11 protein-coding genes are annotated in these 18620 nt (G+C 71.5%); 7 read left to right on the top strand and 4 right to left on the bottom strand.

Translation table 11 applies throughout. The annotated features are described in order from the left end of the window. Positions 1 to 329: 329 nt before the first annotated feature. A complete protein-coding gene (locus tag WMF20_RS15290) occupies positions 330 to 2867 on the top strand; it encodes a hybrid sensor histidine kinase/response regulator (RefSeq protein ID WP_437614313.1) in 2538 nt (845 codons plus the stop codon). Between the two features lie 58 nt (positions 2868 to 2925). Here the strand turns inward: WMF20_RS15290 and WMF20_RS15285 are convergent, their stop codons facing one another. From WMF20_RS15285 to WMF20_RS15275, 3 genes are all read right to left on the bottom strand, one after another. Further along, positions 2926 to 3450 carry a hypothetical protein gene (locus WMF20_RS15285; RefSeq protein WP_437614311.1) on the bottom strand — a complete coding sequence of 175 codons (525 nt, stop codon included), beginning with the start codon at positions 3448 to 3450 and terminating at the stop codon, positions 2926 to 2928. A 527-nt stretch (positions 3451 to 3977) separates the two neighbouring features. Beyond that, positions 3978 to 4358, bottom strand: a complete 381-nt coding sequence (locus tag WMF20_RS15280; RefSeq protein WP_129575048.1) for a response regulator — start codon at positions 4356 to 4358, stop codon at positions 3978 to 3980. 84 nt (positions 4359 to 4442) lie between these two features. Then, a complete protein-coding gene (locus tag WMF20_RS15275) occupies positions 4443 to 7601 on the bottom strand; it encodes an ATP-binding protein (RefSeq protein WP_437614309.1) in 3159 nt (1052 codons plus the stop codon). Between the two features lie 227 nt (positions 7602 to 7828). Here WMF20_RS15275 and WMF20_RS15270 point away from each other — a divergent pair, with 227 nt between their 5' ends. From WMF20_RS15270 to WMF20_RS15245, 6 genes are all read left to right on the top strand, one after another. Then, on the top strand, positions 7829 to 9115 hold the full coding sequence (locus WMF20_RS15270; protein ID WP_437614307.1) for a P1 family peptidase: 1287 nt from the start codon (positions 7829 to 7831) through the stop codon (positions 9113 to 9115). Between the two features lie 307 nt (positions 9116 to 9422). Continuing rightward, positions 9423 to 10496, top strand: a complete 1074-nt coding sequence (locus WMF20_RS15265; RefSeq protein WP_437614305.1) for a hypothetical protein — start codon at positions 9423 to 9425, stop codon at positions 10494 to 10496. Between the two features lie 349 nt (positions 10497 to 10845). Further along, positions 10846 to 12342 (top strand): SBBP repeat-containing protein, encoded by a 1497-nt coding sequence (locus WMF20_RS15260; protein ID WP_437614303.1) that lies wholly within the window; start codon positions 10846 to 10848, stop codon positions 12340 to 12342. A 217-nt stretch (positions 12343 to 12559) separates the two neighbouring features. After that, positions 12560 to 14197 carry an FAD-binding protein gene (locus WMF20_RS15255; protein WP_437614301.1) on the top strand — a complete coding sequence of 546 codons (1638 nt, stop codon included), beginning with the start codon at positions 12560 to 12562 and terminating at the stop codon, positions 14195 to 14197. Continuing rightward, the gene (locus WMF20_RS15250; RefSeq protein ID WP_129575035.1) at positions 14194 to 14529 is read left to right on the top strand and encodes a 4Fe-4S dicluster domain-containing protein; all 336 of its coding nucleotides are present in this window, start codon (positions 14194 to 14196) and stop codon (positions 14527 to 14529) included. Before WMF20_RS15255 ends, WMF20_RS15250 begins: the two co-directional genes overlap by 4 nt. 218 nt (positions 14530 to 14747) lie before the next feature. Further along, positions 14748 to 16511 (top strand): ABC transporter ATP-binding protein, encoded by a 1764-nt coding sequence (locus WMF20_RS15245; RefSeq protein WP_437617127.1) that lies wholly within the window; start codon positions 14748 to 14750, stop codon positions 16509 to 16511. A 60-nt stretch (positions 16512 to 16571) separates the two neighbouring features. Here WMF20_RS15245 and WMF20_RS15240 read toward each other — a convergent pair whose 3' ends face one another. Then, positions 16572 to 17597 carry a phosphatase PAP2 family protein gene (locus WMF20_RS15240; protein ID WP_437614299.1) on the bottom strand — a complete coding sequence of 342 codons (1026 nt, stop codon included), beginning with the start codon at positions 17595 to 17597 and terminating at the stop codon, positions 16572 to 16574. Positions 17598 to 18620 lie beyond the last annotated feature (1023 nt).

The following is an 18620-nucleotide window of genomic DNA, read 5'->3' as shown; positions in this document are numbered from 1 at the left end:
GCGCGGGGCGCCGCAGCGCCGCGCGGCAGCCCGCGCGCGGCCGTCCGCAGCACGCGGCGCCCGGCTCGGCGATCGCCGCGCGCGGCAAACCGGAGAACCCGAGCGCGGCCCAGAGCGGCGGAGGCGCCCATCGAGGCGCCGCGAAGCGGCGGAACGCGGCAGCGCGCTTTTCCGCGCGTGGGGCTTGCGTCGATGTGGGCTCTCGATCAGATGAGACTGGGCGGTAACGACTCGCGGAGAGCCAATTCCCCTCCGCGCCCCGGTTTCAACCCGGAGTGCGGCCTCTCGCCGGAGAGGGTCGTTGAGGTCCCTGCTGCTCCTGGAGAACCATGAACCGGCCGACAACGATGGATTTCGTGCTCGCGGACGCGGCGCGCGAAGCGAGCACCTCGCCGCGGCGCGCTGCGGCTCCGGCGGGGCGAGGCGCCCGGGAGGCGGGCGCGGAGCCGCCGCCGAGCGAGCACGCGCTGCGCGCCGTCGTGTGGATCCTCGACGACTCGCCGCTGGAGGCCGAGATGGCGGCGCGCTCGCTCGCGGCCGGGCACGAGGTCCAGGTCTTCACGGACGCCGCGGTGATGCTGGAGCGCGTGACGAGCAGCGATCTCCCCGACGTCCTCGTGCTCGACCAGGTGATGCCGGGCATGTCCGGCACCGAGATCTGCGGCCTGCTCCGGTCGCGCCCCGCCACGGTCGGGCTCCCCATCCTCATCCTGACCGTCGCCGGGCACGAGCAGGACCTCGTCGAGGGGCTCACCGCGGGCGCCGACGACTACGTGGTCAAGCCCTGCCCCGCGGCCGCCCTGTCGGCGCGCGTCGGGGCGCTCCTCCGCTCGAAGCGGCTCCGCGAGCGGGCCGAGCGGGCCGAGCGCATCGCCGCGGTGGAGCGCGATCTGCTGCGCGCCCTCATCGATCAGAGCGGCGACGGCATCATGGCCGCGGACGAGCGCGGGGTGCTGCGCATCTGCAACGGCGAGGCCCAGCGCCAGCACGGCGTCTACGCCCGGGACGCGAGCGCCGCGATCGAGGCGCTCCGGGCGAGCGGGCTGCTCGCGCTGGACGGGCGGCCGCTGCGCCCCGAGGAGGACCCGCTCTACCGCGCGATCCGGGGTGAGAAGGTCGAGAACGCGCGCTGGCTCGTGACGCGCCCGGACGGCTCGATCCGCGCGCTCGCCGGGACCGCGTCGCCGCTGCGGCACGCCGACGGATCGCCCGCCGGCGCCGTGCTGATCACGCGCGACGAGACCGACGCGCTCGAGGCGGAGCGGGCGCTCCGGGACAGCGAGGAGCGCTACCGCGTGATCATCAGCGCGCTCGAGGAGGGCATCACGCTCCAGGACGAGCGCGGGGTGATCCGCACCGCGAACGCGAGCGCCGAGCGGATCCTCGGGCGGCCCGTGGCGCAGATCGTCGGGTCGACGATGCTGGATCCCGCGTGCAGGTTCGTGCGCGAGGACGGCTCGCCGTTCCCGTTCGAGATGTACCCCGCGCAGGTCGCACTCCGGACCGGCGCGCCCCAGTCGGCCGTCCTGCTCGGCATGGAGCGGCGGGACGGCTCGGTCCTGTGGCTCTCGGTGAACGCGCAGCCGCTCCGTCGCGCGGACGGCGCGGTGGCCGGCGTCGTCTCCTCGTTCTTCGACATCACCGCGCGCAAGCGCGCGGAGGAGGAGCGGCAAGGCCTGCTCGCCGCGGCGCAGGCGGCGAGGGAGGAGGCCGAGGCCGCGAGCCACCTGAAGGACGAGTTCCTGGCGACGATGAGCCACGAGCTGCGCACCCCGCTCACGGCGGTCCTCGGCTGGGTCCGGATGCTGCGCACCGGCAAGCTCGCCGAGGATCGGCGCGAGAAGGCGCTCGAGACGGTGGAGCGCAACGCGCAGGCGCAGGCGCAGCTGATCGACGATCTGCTCGATATCTCGCGCATCATGGCCGGCAAGCTCCGGCTCGAGGTGCAGCCGGTCGAGCTCGTGGCCGTGATCGATGCCGCGCTCGATGTGGTGCGTCCGGCCGCCGACGCCAAGGGGGTGCGGCTCGAGCCGCTGCTCGAGCCCGGGGTGGGCCCTGTGGCGGGGGACGCGGGCCGGCTGCAGCAGGTCGTCTGGAACCTCCTCAGCAACGCGGTGAAGTTCACGTCGCGCGGAGGGGCCGTGCGCGTCCGGCTCGAGCGCTCCGAGGCGTCGGCCGAGATCGTCGTGTCCGACACCGGCCAGGGCATCGATCCCGCGTTCTTGCCCTACGTGTTCGAGCAGTTCCGGCAGGCCGAGAGCGGCACCACCCGCAAGCACGGGGGCCTGGGCCTCGGGCTCACGATCGTGAAGAGCCTGGCGGAGATGCACGGCGGCACGGTCCAGGCGCTGAGCGACGGCGAGGGGCGGGGCGCGACGTTCGTCGTCCGGCTGCCGCTCGCGGTGGTGCCGAGCCACGCCCGGGATCGCCGGGGGATGTCGCTGCCCGGCCTGGGCGGGACCGATCGCCCTCCGGAGCTCGAGGGGCTGAACGTGCTCGTGGTGGACGACGAGGACGACACGCGCGAGCTCCTCGTCACGATGCTGGAGCAGTGCGGCTCGCACGTGACGGCGGTGGCCTCCACCGCCGAGGCGCTGCTCGCGCTCAAGGCGCTGCGGCCCGACGTGCTCGTGTCCGACATCGCCATGCCCGGCGAGGACGGCTACGCGCTGATCCGCAAGATCCGCGCGCTCCCGTCGGCGAGCGGCGGGCGGACCCCGGCGGTCGCGCTCACGGCCTATGCGCGCACCGAGGACCGCACGCGCGCCCTGCGTGCCGGGTTCAACACCCATGTCCCGAAGCCGATCGAGCCGGCGGAGCTGCTCGCGGTGCTCGCGAACATCGCCGGATCGAGGGGAGAGGCCTAGCGACCGCGTCGCCCGCCGGCCGGGCGCGGCGCGAGGCCGCCCTCTCGATCTCACGATCTCACAGGCACTCGGACACGCACGTGATGTACGCGGCGCACCCCTCGTCCGCGGCGCATTGCCCCGCGAACGTATCGAGGCACTCGTCTTCCCGGAGCCCGTCGACGCAGTTCAGGCACGCCTCGTTCCCCCGGAGCCCCTGCAAGTTGGCGGATCCATCGTCCCCGCAGGCGTCGGTCTCGGCTTCGGTCGTGTCGCAAGAGCTGACACACGTAGCGCCCTCCGCACAACCGCAGGCCTCGAGCGTCAGCTCGAGGAACGCCACGGCTCCCTGCTGATTGTCCTCGAAGCACTGCGCGGCGCAGTCGGCGCTGCCGCCGCCGCCGCCGCCGCCGCCGCCGCCGCCCTCGCCGCTGCCGCCCGTCCCTGTGCCCGTCGTGACCGTCGAGCTCGAGGAGGACGTGGTGGTGCCGGACGCGCCGCCCCCACCGCCCGCCCCGCCGTCACCTTCCGGGCCGCCCTCATCCGAACAGGCCGCCACCGCGCACACCGTGACCAGAATCGCTGCGAAGCTGAGGCTCTTCATCGAGGTTTCTCCTGACAACAAAGGTTACGCTGCCCCGACTCGAACGAGACGGCGAGCGCCGTCGCCCCTGCGGAGCGTCTTCTTCTTCGCGCTCTGGCACCGTGCCATGGCCCGAGCGCCTACCCACATCAGCGCTTTACAGGATGGTTTCTACCGCGTGCGCGCCAGCATCTCTTGTCGCTGCCATTGGCCACCTGCCATCAGCGCACCACGGTGAGCATTCACACAACAGTCCAGCAGATCCGCCAGCGACGTCCTTGTACAGAAGAGTTGATCTTAGCACGTCGAAAACGTGTGCCATTCCGATTCACCGCGTGGAGAACTTGCTCTCCATGGCGGACTGAAGGGTGGAACGCTCACGGAGTGTGATGCGGGCGGATGAGCTCGCGACAGGCGCCGTGGCGACGAGGCCTCCTGCCTATTTGCCGCTGCTGTTCACGACAGCCGAGCTCGCGGTCGTAGGGATCCCGCCGTGAGGCCCCCGCCCGCGCCGCACCTCGGCAAACTCGATAGCTGCCGCACGCGGCTCACTCCCTCCGGCAGCTCCGCTCGATGGTGTCCATCAGCTTGAGCACGTCGAACGGCTTGCTGATCACCGCGTCCGCGTCGATGCCGGCGCGGTCCGTCCCGCCGCGCGCGGTCATCACCACGATCGGCATGGAGGCGAGCATCGGGTCGCGCTTCTGCTCGGCCCGGAACTGGAACCCATCCATGACCGGCATCATCAGGTCGAGCAGGACCAGCGAGATGGACGACGGATCGTCCCGCAGGTAGTCGAGGGCCTCGCGCCCGTTCGCGACCGACGCGACCAGATACCCCTCCTCTTCCAGGAGCTCGCTCAATGTCTGGCGGATCGCGGCGTCGTCATCGACGATCAGGATGCACTTGTTGGGACGGCTCATCGTCATGCGCACTCGCCCTCTTCCCGAGGCAGCAGGGTCCTGTGGCGCTCCGGCCAGGCGCGGGCCCGCGGCCCGCTCGCGCCGATCGCCTCAGGCGCGCCCGGAGCCCGGCCCGCCCCCCGGCAGAGCGGCGGCGGGGCCGGCCAGCGGCAGCGTGACCTTGAAGGTGGAGCCCTCGCCCAGGACCGAGCTCACCTCGATCGAGCCGTCCAGCGCCTCGACCAGCTGCCTCGAGATGTAGAGCCCCATGCCCAGACCGCCATAGTGCCGCGCCGACACGGCCCGCTCGAACCGCCCGAAGATCCGGCCGAGGTGCTCCGGCGCGATCCCGATACCGTGGTCCGCGATCGTGAGCGTGGCGCTCGATCCCGCCGAGTCGACGGCGATCTCGATGGGTTTTCCCTGACCGTACTTGAGCGCGTTCGAGACGAGGTTGTCGACGACCTGATCGAGCCGCAGCCGATCCCAGTTGCCGGCGCCGTCGTCGCCCGCGCTCACGGTCACCCGGGAGCCGGACTCCGCGATCTCCCCGCCCTCGTGGAAGCGGGCCACCACCTGCCGGGCGATCTCCGACAGCCGCACGGGCTCCAGCTCGAGGGCGAGGCGCCCCGCGGAGATGCGGGAGATGTCGAGCAGGTTGTCGACGAGCCGCCTCAGCCGCTCGCCCTGCCGGCGGACGAGCCCGAGCCGGTCCGTGAGCCACGTGAGGCGCTCCTTGTCGGGGCAGAGCTCCGGCGCGCGGCGCGTCAGGATCTGGATCTGCAGCGACAGCGGGGTGAGCGGCGTCTTCAGCTCGTGGGAGGCGATCGAGAGGAACTCGTCGCGCAGGGCGATCGCGCTCTGGGCGTCCTTGTACAGGCGCGCGTTGTCCACGGCGAGCGCGCAGCGGCGCGCGAGCTCCTCCGCGGCCGCGAGGTCCTCCCGGCTGTACCGGCGCCCGGACTGCGCGGCGATGAAGGTGAGCGTCCCGAAGAGCCGACCCCGCCGCGCCAGCGGGACGCACATGTACGAGCGCCCCCCGATGGCCCGGATCACCCGGAGGTGCTCCTCGTCGTGCGCGATGGCGCGCATGTGCTCCTCCGTGAGGTGCTCGACGAGGAGCGACTCCCGCTGGATGAGCACCTTCGTCGGCGGGTGCTCGCGGTTGCCGTCGAGCCTGAGCGTGAAGCGCTTCGCCTCCTCGGCCAGGGCGGCCTGCGAGGGGTCCGAGCAGGCCACGCCCACCCGCCGGAACGTGCCCTCCTCCTCGTCGAGCAGGTCGACGAGGCAGAAGTCGGCGAGGACGGGCACCGCGAGCTGCGCGACCCGGGCGAGGGTCGTCGGGTAGTCCAGCGAATCGGCGAGCACCACGCTCGCCGCGTCGAGGAAGCGGGGCAGCTCCAGCGCGCGCTCCCGCTCCGCGGCCTCGGCCGCCCTCCGCCGCATCCGCGCCATCTCGATCTGCGTCCGGACGCGGGCGAGGAGCTCGCGCGCCGAGAACGGCTTCACGAGGTAGTCGTCCGCCCCCGTGTCGAGGCCCTCGACGACCGCATCCTCGCCCGCGCGCGCGGACACGAGCATCACGGGGACCATGCTCGTCCTCGGATCCGCCCGGAGCTCGCGGAGGAGGGAGACGCCGTCGAGCCTGGGCATCATCACGTCGCTCACCACGAGGTCCGGCGGGCGCGCGAGCGCCGCCTCCAGGGCCGCCCGCCCGTCGGAGGCCGCCTCCACGCTCCACCTCGGCGAAAGGAGGTGGACGAGGTAGTCGCGCATGTCCGCGTTGTCGTCGGCGACGAGGACGCTTCCATCGCGCTCCCCCGACGCCGCCCCGGCGCGTTCCCCCGGCGCCGCCCCGGCGCGAGCCTCCGGCGCCGCCCCGGCGCGAGCCTCCGGCGCCGCCCCGGCGCGAGCCTCCGGCGCCGCCCCGGCGCGAGCCTCCGGGCCTCCGGGCGCCGCGCCGTTGCGCGCCTGCGGAGACCACTGCGACGCCTCGATCACGTGGAGGCTCGTGCCCGCCCGCGAGGGCGCGGCCTCCACGGCGGCCGCGGCGACGCGCTCGGCGGGCAGGTGCGCGTGGCCCCTCGGGATCGACACGGTGAACGCGCTCCCCCGGCCCAGCTCGCTCGAGACGCGCACGGCCCCCCCGTGGACCTTGACGAGCTCCTGGACGAGGGCGAGCCCGATGCCGGTGCCCTCGATGCTCCGGCAGCGCGCGCCGTGGACGCGGTGGAACCGCTCGAAGATGCGCGGGAGCTCGTCCGCCGGGATCCCGGTGCCGGTGTCGCGCACGCACAGCTCGACGTGGTCCGGGTAAGGGTGCAGCGAGACGGCGATCTCCCCTTCGAACGTGAACTTGAAGGCGTTCGACATGAGGTTCGACACGATCTTCTCCCACTGCGCCCGGTCGACGTGGACGGGCTCCGGCAGCGGCGGGCAGTCCACGACGAGCGACAGGCCCGCGCCCTCGACCAGCGAGCGAAAGGAGCTCGCGAGCTCCGCGGTGAGCCGCGCGAGGTCGGTCGGCTCGAACGTCCGCTGGAGGCGCCCCGCCTCGATGCGGGAGAAGTCGAGCAGCGTGTTGACGAGCCGGAGGAGCCGCAGGGTGCTGCGGTGCACCGCGGCGAGGCCATCGCCCGAGAGCGAGGCCCCCGGGTGGGCCAGCGCGTCCTCGACGCGCCCGAGGATGAGGGTGAGCGGGGTGCGGAACTCGTGGCTCACGTTGGCCACGAACTCCGTCTTGAGGCGGTCGAGCGTCGCGAGCTCGTCCCTGTGCCGCGCGACCTCCCGCTCGAGCCGCCGCTGCTCGGTGACATCGCGCCCCTCGGCGATCATGAAGACGACGTTGCCGTGCCGGTCCTTGACGGGCTTGAGGTTGAAGTCGATCGTGATGATCTCCTCGCCCCGGTTGCCCCCGAGGATCTCCACGTCGTACCGGACGAACTCGCCGCGCGCCGCGTGCCGCACCGCGTCCTTCAGCCGCTCCTGGGCCTCGGGCGCGCCCTGCCACCAGCGGCAGTCCCAGAACGGCGCTCCGTGCACCTGCCCGAGCTCCACGCCGGCGCCGCGGACCGAGGCGTAGTTCGACTCCCAGTTCGTGCCGCGGGCGTCGAGCAGGCCCCAGAACTGGAAGGCGCAGTTCATCGCGACCCGCGCCGCGAGGAGCCGCATCAGCCCGGACTCGCGCCCTGGGCTGGCGCGCGCGAGCTCCTGCTTCAGGAGCTCGGTGTCCTGGAGGAGGCGTTCCTCGGAGTCATCTACGGGTCTCACGATCGTGAGGTCTTCCAGGCGTTCGATGAAGTCGCGCCCTTCCGCTCGTTCCTCGCTGCACCGCTGTTTCATCCCGTCGCTCATCCCGCCTGCGGCTCCGCTCCACGCAGGGAACAGCTCATCGTGAGGCGCTTAGTGGAGATCGACGACCGCGCAAGGTCGGATCGCCTTGGGCCGGGCGAGCGAGCCTTCGCGCGCGGCCATCGACTATCCTCTATCCTCGCCCGATGCCCCGTCCCCTCCGCCTCGCCGCCGGCGCGGCGCTCGCCGCCGCGCTCGTCTCCTCGCCCGGCCTGCTGTCGTGCGCCGGGCCCCGGTCCCAGCCCTCCACGCCTTCCCCTTCCCCTCCCGCCGCGCACTCCGCGCAGCCGGCGGCGGCGCCGCCGGCCGACGGCGCGCGCCGCCGCGCCCGCGAGCTCGGCGTCGTCATCGGCCGCCTGCCGACGGGCAGGCTGAACGCCATCACCGACGTCCCCGGGGTGCGGGTCGGGCACGTCACCCACCGTCGGGGCGCTGGCCGGCTCGACCCGGGCAAGGGGCCGGTGCGGACCGGCGTGACGGTCATCCTGCCGACGTCGGACGACTTCTGGCACCACAAGCTCCCTGCCGCGAGCTTCATCCTGAACGGCAATGGGGAGATGACCGGGCTGCACTACGTCAACGAGTTCGGCGTCCTCGAGTCGCCCATCGTCTTCACCAACACGCTCGCCGTGGGCCGCGCCTTCGACGGGGCGGTCCAGTACATGCTCCGGCGATACCCGGCCATCGGCGTGGACGAGCCCACGGTGGCGCCGATCGTCGGCGAGTGCGACGACAGCGCGCTGAACGACATCCGGGGGCTGCACGTGTCGGCAGAGGACGTGCTCACGGCGGCCGAGCAGGCCGCGGACGGGCCTGTCCAGGAGGGGTCGGTCGGCGGGGGCACGGGCATGATCTGCTACGATTTCAAGTGCGGTATCGGCACGGCCTCGCGCGTCGTGCCGGCGTCCGCGGGCGGGTTCATCGTCGGCGCCATCGTGCAGGCCAACTTCGGGGCGCGGGGCGAGCTGCGGATCGACGGCGTGCCGGTCGGCCAGGAGATCCGCGACCTCCTGCCCGTGCCGGACTACCACGGCGAGGGCTCGCTGCTCGCCGTGGTCGCGACCGACGCGCCCCTTTCCGCGCGGCAGCTCGGGCGCGTCGCGCGCCGCATCTCGCTCGCGGTGGGGCGCACGGGCACGATCTCCCGCGACGGGAGCGGCGACCTGTTCCTGGCCTTCGCGACGGGGAACCGGATCGAGGCCGAGCCGAGGGAGCTGACCCGGACGCTCCGCGAGGTGGACGACGGGCGCCTCAACCCGTTATTCCAGGCGGCCGAGGAGGCGGTGGAAGAGGCCATCGTCAACGCGCTGACCACGGCGACCACGACGTTCGGGCAGGACGACCACGTCGCCCACGCCATACCGCTCGACCGGCTGCGCGAGGTGATGAGACGATACGGCAGGCTCAGCGAACCGGAGCGAGAGCGACGCTGAGGGGGTCTGCTCCGCAGGTCTCGTTCGACGAGCATCCTGCGCCTTGCCGCCCAAGAGGGCGCTGCTGGTGGCGCCCGGGGACCGGGGACGGCGGTGTGCGATGGGCGCGGCGGCCGGGAAGCTGAAGCCGAGGTCCGGTCCGCGGCGCCGGGCTGTTCGTTCCTGCGAGCCCGCGGAGCCGCGGGCGTCGGGCGGAGAAGGCGTGTGAATGTTCGAGCCCAGAGGCGCATCTAACTCGACCACCCGCCTCAGCAGCGAGCTCTAGGCGTGCTGGCGTCTCATCAATTCTTCTGGAGGTAATGTTGATATGACAATCGGCAAGACGAGGACGAGCGTTCTGTCGGCGATGGGTCTGGTCCTCTGCGCCGCGCTGCTGCCGGTCAGCGGCTGCGCGCAGCACGGCGACCCCCTCGACGCGGGAGGAGCCGACGGCTCCCGCCTGGGGATCGCGCGCCTGAGCGTCCAGGCAGCGCCCACGACCGCGGGCGACATCACGCGGGTCACCGTCACCGTTCTGAGCGGCCCCGAGGCCGAGCTCGCGCGCGATGCCGACGGCAACTTCAGCGGCACCCTGCTCTTGCCCGAAGGCTCGCACCAGATCGTGGGCAACGCCTTCGTCGGAGACCAGCTCGTCGGCTCCAGCGCTCCGGTCTCGGTCGAGATCCAGGGCGGCGCAGCGACGCAAGCCATCCTCCGGATCCTCGATCTCGCGGAGTCACACGACATCGAGCACAGCCCGATCGTGCTGAGCCTGACCTACCCGCTCTCGACCGTGGTGAACCAGCCGGCGCAGCTCTCCATCTCGGCCGTCGATCTGGATGACGACGCGCTCGCCGTCGAGTGGACCAGCGACTGCGCCGATGGGGTGTTCTCGGCACCCACGGCGTTCGTGACCGACTTCACCAAGCCCGCCGCCGGCACCTGTGAGGTGAGCGTGAGCGTGACGGACGGCGAGCTCTCCGCGAGCGAGACGTTCTCGATCATGATCTTCGAGGAGAGCCAGGCCCAGGGCGCCGTGATCATCGACGGCCGATTCATCGCCAGGCCAGTGATGCGCCTTACGTTGCAGTGGCCTGATACTTCCTGCTCCGTCAACTCGTACTTCGCGGACGGCACCTGCCAAGAGCCCATCACGGCGCCCGGTCGCGTCGAGCTGCTCTTGCGCGTCGAGTGGGGCAATTCGTCTCCTGGGCCCGTCGAGGTCAACGACAGCTGCGGTGGCGCCATCACGTACACCGGTCTCTCTTACTATCACATGTACGACTGGCAGCCGCCGACGGTTCAGTCTGCGTGCTCGATCATGGCTCGCTCCACGAACAGCGACGGCCTGAGCGGCCTGCTGTCAGCCGCCGTCCTGGTAAGCCCGGAGCAGGCTGAGTAGCGGGAGGCGCGGGCGACGGCCTGGCTGTCGGATTCTTGCCGCGCTCGACGAAACGGTTGACACGACCTACTTCGTGTTCTCTAATACAAACATTCACGATTCTTCGTAGTTAAGCGCCGCAGAGACCGGCCTGCCTTGCAGATCGTGCCGCGCCGTCGTGCGCGAGATCCGCCTTCCGCTTGCCAGGTGCCGAGGAGAGCACCGGATCGGCAGACGGCGGATCCCATGAACGCGCCGCGCGCGCTCGTCGCGTCCGCCGCCGAGCCGTGCCTCGCGAAGCGCGCATCACGGCTCGGTCGCGTCGCTGTCGGACAACCCACGATCGCAGTGAAGGAGGAGCTTGATTGTCATGAATCGAATGAAGCGACTGTTCATGGTCAGCCTCGTGTGCGTAGCGCCCGCGACCACGGCTTGTAGCGGCATGTCCTCGGGTGACGATGAGCCCGGTCCCCTGGAGAGCGTCGCGACGGCGAAGCAACCGCTGACCCACGGCTGGAGCAAGTCGTTCGGCGACACGGAGTGGGAGCAGGCGCACGACGTCGTCGTGGATGGATCCGATAACGTCATCACGCTCGGGTACCTCGGATACGGCAGCACCGTCGATTTCGACGGCGCAGGCGGAGCGCCCGCCCTGAGCGCGACGAACGGGGCCATTTATCTCGCGAAGTTCGACGAGGACGGCGATCACGTCTGGAGCAAGAAGTTCGAGGACGTCTACTTCGGCAAGCTCGCGGCAGACAGCGGCGGCAACGTCTACCTCGCCGGCTACACACGGGCGGCCTCCGTCGACCTCGGCGGAGGATCCATCTATGTCGGCGACGGCCAAGGCGTGGCCGTCGTGAAGCTCGACAGCAGCGGGGCACACGTCTGGAGCAAGGTCTTCAGCGGTCCCGACTCATGGGATTCCGCTAATGGCAGAGGCATCGCCGTCGACTCTGCGGGAGACGTGCTCGTCACCGGCGCCACGACCGGTTACATCGAGTTCGGGACCGACACCAATTCCACAGGCGCTGTCGACGGCTATGTGACGAAGCTCGACGGCAGTGATGGAAGCCCGATCTTCGCCGATTTCTTCGTCTCTGACGGCATCGTGGTACCCTCTGGCATCGCGGTGGATCCCGACGACGACAGCTTCGCCATCACCGGGCGATTCGGCGGCTACGCGGATTTCGGCGGTACCCCGCTGCTAAGCAACAGCGCATGGGCCTCACCCTACTGGGAGACCGGCTATGACGCGTTCGTGGCGAAGTTCGAGTCCGACGGCGATCACCTCTGGAGCAAGGGATTCGGCGACGACAATAGTGCAGAGGGCACCGATATCGTGATCGACAACTCCGGAAACGTCGACGTCATCGGCTGGTTCGACGGCGACATCGACTTCGGGAGCAACACGGCGACGCTCACCCACCCGGGTGACGATGAGGGCGATATGTTCCTGGTGCAGTTCAGCGCCGCCGGCACCGATCTGTGGAGCCAGCAGTTCGGCGACACGGGCTTCGACAACCAGGAGAGGGGCACGGGCGTGGCGGTCGACAGCGCAGGAAACGTCAGCATCATCGGGTACTTCAGGAACAGCATCAACTTCGGCGGCACGACGCTGACCAGCGCAGGAGCCACCGATGTCGCCGTCGCCCAGTTCGAGGACGACGGCACCCACATCTGGAGCGCCAGTTATGGCAGCGAATCCAACCAGCTCGGCAAAGGCATCGCTGTGGACAGCTCCGGGAAGGTGACGATCACGGGCGACTTCTACCGCACGCTGAACTTCGGCGGCACCACCCTGACCGACACGGCCACGGGGTATTTCGGATCGGGCGATATCTTCCTCGCCCAGCTCGTCCCCTGAAGCGCGGGCCCCTCGACCCCTCGATGCTGCGCCGGGGCACCCGCCGCCCGGGTGCTCCCGGCCTGCCACCCCGCTCGCCGCTCCTGTCCTGCGCGCGACGCAGCAGCCGATCACCACCCGGCTGCTGCTGAGGCAGCAGCGGCGCCCCCCACCGCACGTCCACGCCGGCCACAGGGCTGGCCCGATCGATGCTTGGGCCCGCCGCGGCGGATCCCCGATGAGCACCCCTGCGACGCCGTCCCCACCTCGCGCCTCCGAGATCGACGACGTCGCCGACGTCCTGGTGATCGGCGGCGGCCCCGCCGGCGCGTGGGCCGCGCTCGGGGCCGTCGCGAGCGGCGCGCGCAGCGTGGCGCTCGTCGACAAGGGATATTGCGGCACCTCCGGCGCCACGGCCCCCGCGAACACCGGCGCCTGGTACGTGACGCCCGAGGGCGACGCGCGCGAGCGCGCCATCGAGGCGAGGTTCGCGCGGAGCGGCGGGCTCGCGCACCGCGACTGGATGGCGCGCGTCCTCGACGCGACCTGGGAGCAGATCAACCTCCTCGCCGCGTGGGGCTATCCCTTTCCGCTGGACGACAGCGGCCTTCAATACCGCGCCAACCTGCGGGGCCCCGATTACATGTACTTCCTGCGCCGCCAGCTCCGGCGCGCGGGCGTCCGCATCCTCGACCACGCCCCTGCCCTCGAGCTCCTCGTCAGCGACGGCGCGGTCGCCGGCGCGGCCGGCCACGCCCGCCAGCAGGACGCGGCGTGGCGCATCCGCGCCGGGGCCGTGGTCCTCGCGAGCGGCGGCTGCGCGTTCCTGAGCAAGGCGCTCGGCTGCGACGTCAACACGGGAGACGGCACCCTGATGGCCGCCGAGGTGGGCGCCGAGCTCTCCGGGATGGAGTTCTCGGCGCAATACGGGATCAGCCCTGCCTACGCCTCGGTCACCAAGGGGCTCCCCTATTTCTGGGCGACCTTCACCACCGAGTCGGGCGAGGTCATCGACAGCCGGGGCAATCGCATGCTCGCGCTGGCCAGGGCGCTCCGCCACGGGCCGGTGTACGCGGTGCTCGACCGCGCCGGCCCCGAGATCCAGCGCTGGCTGCGCGACGGACAGCCGAACTGCTTCTTGCCCCACGACCGGCTCGGGATCGACCCGTTCAAGCAGCGGTTCCCCGTCACCCTCCGCTCGGAGGGCACGGTGCGCGGCAGCGGCGGCATCCGCATCGTCGACGACGCGTGCGCGACGGGCGTCCCGGGGCTCTACGCCGCGGGCGACGCGGCCTCGCGCGAGCTCATCGTCGGCGCTTCGAGCGGCGGCGGGAGCCCCAACGCGGCCTGGGCCATCTCGAGCGGCACCTGGGCGGGCCGCGGCGCGGCGCGCTTCGCGCAGCGCCTCGGCGACCGCGCCGCCGCGAGGGCCGTGCGCCCCGCCGGGACCGTCGGCCTCCGGCCCAGCGGGACAGCGGGCGGGCTCGACGCCAGGGAGATCATCGACGTCGTCCAGCAGGAGGTGCTGCCGCTCGACAAGAACCTCTTCCGCCGCGGCGATCGGCTGGCGGCCTCGGTCGAGCGGCTCGAGGGCGCGTGGCGCGACGCCGAGGCGCACCTCCACGCCGCCGGCGCCGCCCGGGTCCGGGCGCGCGAGGCCGCCGCGCTGCTGGCCACCGCGCGGTTCTGCTACGGGAGCGCCCTCGCGCGCGCCGAGTCCCGGGGGCTGCACCAGCGCACCGACCTGCCGCACACCGACCCGGACCAGGCCCATTGCCTCGCGACCGGCGGGCTCTCGTCCATCTGGGTCGAGCCTCGCCGGCCCCCGCATGGGTCCGGTCCGCCCGCCCCTGCTGACCGAGGAGACCTCGCATGATCGAGCTCTTGAGCGACGCCCGCTGCATCGATTGCAACCTCTGCGTCAAGGTCTGCCCCACGAACGTCTTCGAGGCGCGGCCGGGCGAGGCGCCCGTCATCGCGCGCCAGGAAGACTGCCAGACCTGCTTCATGTGCGAGCTCTACTGCCCGACCGACGCGCTCTACGTGAGCCCGCTCGCCGAGGGCCGCGATCCCGTCGCCGAGGAGCGGCTCGCGCAGGACGGCCGCCTCGGGAGCTACGCGCATCACCTCGGGTGGCGCGCCGCGCGGCCCGGCGGTACGGATCGCGACCCCACGTTCCGGTTCCGCGCCGTGACGGCCGGGCAGTGAACACAGCGTGACGCTCCCCGCGCCGGCGCCCTCCCCTGCGGGGCGAGCGCCGCCGGGAGAGCAGACCGTCGGCCCATGAGGGCGCACGAGGCGCCCAGGACAATGCGGTGGAATCCAAGACCTCTCTGCAGCGCGCGCCCGGCGCTCCGGCGCTCCCGGACACGCCCTTTCGGTTCATCCTCCACTTCATCCGCCGTTACCGCGCCTGGTATCTGGCGATGTTCGTGTTCGAGTCGGCCCACGCCTCGTTCGGGATCATGATCCCTTATGCCATCGGGCAGGTGATCAAGGGCGTGACGCAGGCGCCGGACGGCGATCGGGCCGCGATGAGCGGCCAGCTGCGCAGCCCGCTGACGCTGTTCGTCGCGCTCATCGCCGGCGAGTTCCTGTTCAGCCGCGTCGCGGGCCTCTGCCAGATCCTCGTCGGGCCGTGGCAGCGCCAGAACGTGACCCGCAACCTCTACGCCTACCTCCAGCACCACTCCCACCGGTACTTCAGCAACAACTTCGCCGGGGCGCTCGCCCACCGCATCAGCGAGACGTCGATGGGCGTCTCGCAGACGCTGTGGGCCATCCTGTTCGACTTCTGGCCGATCGCCATCGTCTTCTCCGTCTCGATCGGCCTGCTCTACCGCGCTCACCCGGAGCTCGCGGCGTTCGTCTCGGCGTGGGCGGTGCTGTTCGTCGGCATCTCCTACTGGCTCGCGACCCGCTGCCAGCCGCACGCGGTGCGGGCCGCGGCCGCGCGGAGCGAGACGACGGGCAAGCTCGTCGACTCGGTCACGAACCTCACGAGCGCGCGGCTCTTCGCCCGGCTCGGCTTCGAGCGCGAGTACCTCGACGAGCAGCTCGTCAGGGAGCTCCGGGCGGTGCGCCGGTCGAACTGGTACTCCGAGCGCGTGCGCTGGTTCCAGTTCGCGTCGGCCGCGCTGCTCAAGGTGGGGACGCTCTACTACGCGCTCTCGCTCTGGCAGCGCGGCGCCATCGGCGTCGCCGAGTTCGTGATGGCGACCAGCCTGTCGCTCCTCATCATCAACGAGGCGCGCAACCTGAGCCGCCGCTTCCTCGAGTTCTTCGAGTTCGTCGGCAACGTCGCGAACGGGGTGAACACCATCGTCCGCTCCCACGAGCTCGTCGACCAGCCCGGGGCCGTCGCGCCGCGGATCGAGCGCGGCCGGATCGAGCTCCGGAACGTCACCTTCGGCTACACGCCGGATCACCCGATCTTCGAGGGGCTCAGCGTGACGATCCCGCGCGGCCAGCGGGTCGGGCTCGTCGGCTTCTCCGGCTCCGGCAAATCGACCTTCGTCAACATCATCTTGCGCCTCTACGACATCGACTCCGGTCAGATCCTGATCGACGGCGTGGACATCCGCGACATGACGCAGGACGCGCTGCACGCGCAGCTCAGCCTGATCCCGCAGGACCCGAGCCTCTTCCACCGGACGCTCCTCGACAACATCCGCTACGGGCGCCTCACCGCGACCGACGAGGAGGTCGTCGAGGCGGCGCGCAAGGCGCGCGCGCACGAGTTCATCGCGCAGATGAAGGACCAGTATCGCTCCATGGTCGGCGAGCGCGGCGTCAAGCTCTCGGGCGGCCAGCGCCAGCGCATCGCCATCGCGCGGGTCATCCTGAAGGACGCGCCGATTCTCATCCTCGACGAGGCGACGTCGAGCCTCGACTCGATCACCGAGAAGGCCATCCAGGACACGCTCGACGGGGTCATGAAGGGCAAGACGGTGCTCGTCGTGGCGCATCGCCTCTCGACCATCGTCCACCTCGATCGCATCCTCGTGTTCGAGGACGGCCGGATCATCGAGGACGGCACCCACGCCGAGCTGCTGGCGCGGAACGGGGCCTACAAGCGGCTCTGGAGCAAGCAGTCGGACGGCTTCCTGCCCGACGGGGCCGCCGAGGAGCGCCGGGGCGCGCCGAGGGCCCAGGCGGCCCCGGCGCAGAGCGCGGTCCCGGTCACGTGAGGCGCGGCGCGCGGGCGGCTCAGGCGGGCGGCGGAGGCGCCGCCGCCGGAGGCGCCGCCGCTACCGGAAGCTCCACGGCTGCGGCTGGTCCAGGCGGGCGCGGAGGCCCTCCTCCCAGCGGACGAGCCGCGGCGTGAGCCACGCCGCCCCCGTGGCCAGCGCGACGCCGGCGACCACGTCGACCGCGTAGTGCCAGCGGAGGAGCATGGTGGAGATGATGATGTTGAAGGAGAAGAACGCGGCCACCACGGCCAGCCAGAAGAGGCGCCGGTCCGTGCGCGCGCGGTGGAACGTGTAGAGGGCGAACCAGAGCGGCGCGGCCGTGTGCAGGGAGGGAAAGACGTCCTTCATGGCGCCGCCGGCCTGCACGATGCTGCTCACGCACCCCCAGAAGAAGCCGCCGTCGAGCGGCCCCTGATAGAGGTGCTTCAGCGCCTGGATCGGGCCGTACGCGGGGACCGCCATGTAGCCGAGCTGGCCAACGCAGTAGACGATCGACGTGCCGACCGCGTACTCGGTCGTGCCGCGGCCGGGGCGGGCCACCCAGACCGCCAGCACCATCGAGGTGAAGCAGATGAAGAAGTAGCTGAAGTAGAAGAAGGAGAACCACTCGACGACGGGGCGCGTGTTGAAGCGCTCCATCCAGAGCGCCGGCTCGAACCGGAAGAGGAGGTGGTCGAGATGGAGGAGCTCCGCGTCGAGGCTGTCGCTCCGGACCGTCGGCAGGATGGTCCGGAGCGAGAGGTAGTTGAGGAGGAAGGTGCCGACGAGCGCGAGCCGGTAAACCACGCTCCGCAGCAGGCGAGGCACGAACGTCGCGCGGCGCACGAACACGCAGAGGGACACGAGCGCGGCGATGGCGGCCAGATTGCGGTGCACGCACTGCGCTTGCACCTCGGTCGGCGGCGCGCCGAGCAGGCAGATCGTCGTCACGACGAGGTAGCCGATGAGGATCGCGTCCTGGAGGGCGAACACGGCGACAAAGCCGCGCAGCGCGTCCTTCAGGAGCGCGCCGGAGCGCTCGATGTCGACCAGGCCGCGGGAGCCGGCGACTTTATCACAGTCCGTTGTCAGCCTCTCTTGCATACGGGAATGTTCCAGGGATGGCGTGATGCGCGCGTGGGTCGCCTACGTCGGTTGCGTCCGTTGCGTCAGGTCGCTCTGTATCACGTGTGGCGTCGCCGTGACATCCGTGACGAGCGCGCACCCGGGGAGCAACTCGGAGGCCACGCGGACGTCGAGTTTTTGACGGGCTGCTCCGCGTTGCGCGACAGCCGCGGGCGCCGCGCCGCGCGCCGGAGCGACGCGCTCCGGGCGCAGCCGCCGCCGCGCCGCGGGCCGCGCGCGCATTCGCACGCGCAGGGCGCCGCTTCGCGCGTGCGAACGCGGCGACGCAGCGGCGCAGCTCCTACGCGTCCCACCGTGCGCTTTCGCTTTCTGTTGCGCACTGCCGAGCTCCGGAGCGCGCAGAATCTGCGCGACTGCGGCTCCGCAGGATCTGCGCGCTTGCCGTACCCACCGCGCCTGTCGGAGGCCGGTGATGCGGTGATGACGATCGCGAGCAGCGCAATGTCAACCTGCCGACGGCGCGCCCGGGCCAGCGTCGCTCCGCGGCGTGCGTGTCGCGCTGCGCGCCTCCCCGAGCGGCGTGCGCCGAGCGGCGTGCGCCTCGGCCTGGCGATCGGCCTTGAGCGGCGTGCCCGTCGCGATCAGGACGCGCGGCAGCTCACGCTCGTCAAGGTCAACGCGCTGGCCGCGGCGCCGGCGGTCCTCACGGCGCCGCGGCGCCGTGACGGCGGCGCGGTACGGTGTCGCGCGGTAGCGCGTGACGGCAGGTAAGCCGCGGTGATGCGACGCAGATGATTTTCCCGCCTTCCCACCTTCTCGTCTTCTTCTGCGATCTCTCCGGGCGAACGGCGGCGCACCGCCGGCCGCGCGGCGCCGACGTGAGCGCCTGGCCGTGCTCGTCAGCGCGACGGCGAGCGCTGAAGGCCAGACGAAACGCGCTGAGCTCGTGAGCTCGGGCGCGTCCGCTCGCCGCGGATCTCGGCGGCGCGCGGCCGCGGACGAGGCGTGATGGCCCGCGCGCCCACGGCCGGTGGGGCAGTC

Source organism: Sorangium sp. So ce834, from assembly GCF_051521425.1.
GTDB classification, from domain to species: Bacteria; Myxococcota_A; Polyangia; order Polyangiales; family Polyangiaceae; genus Sorangium; species Sorangium cellulosum_D.
This window is presented reverse-complemented; position numbering and strand designations above follow the sequence as displayed.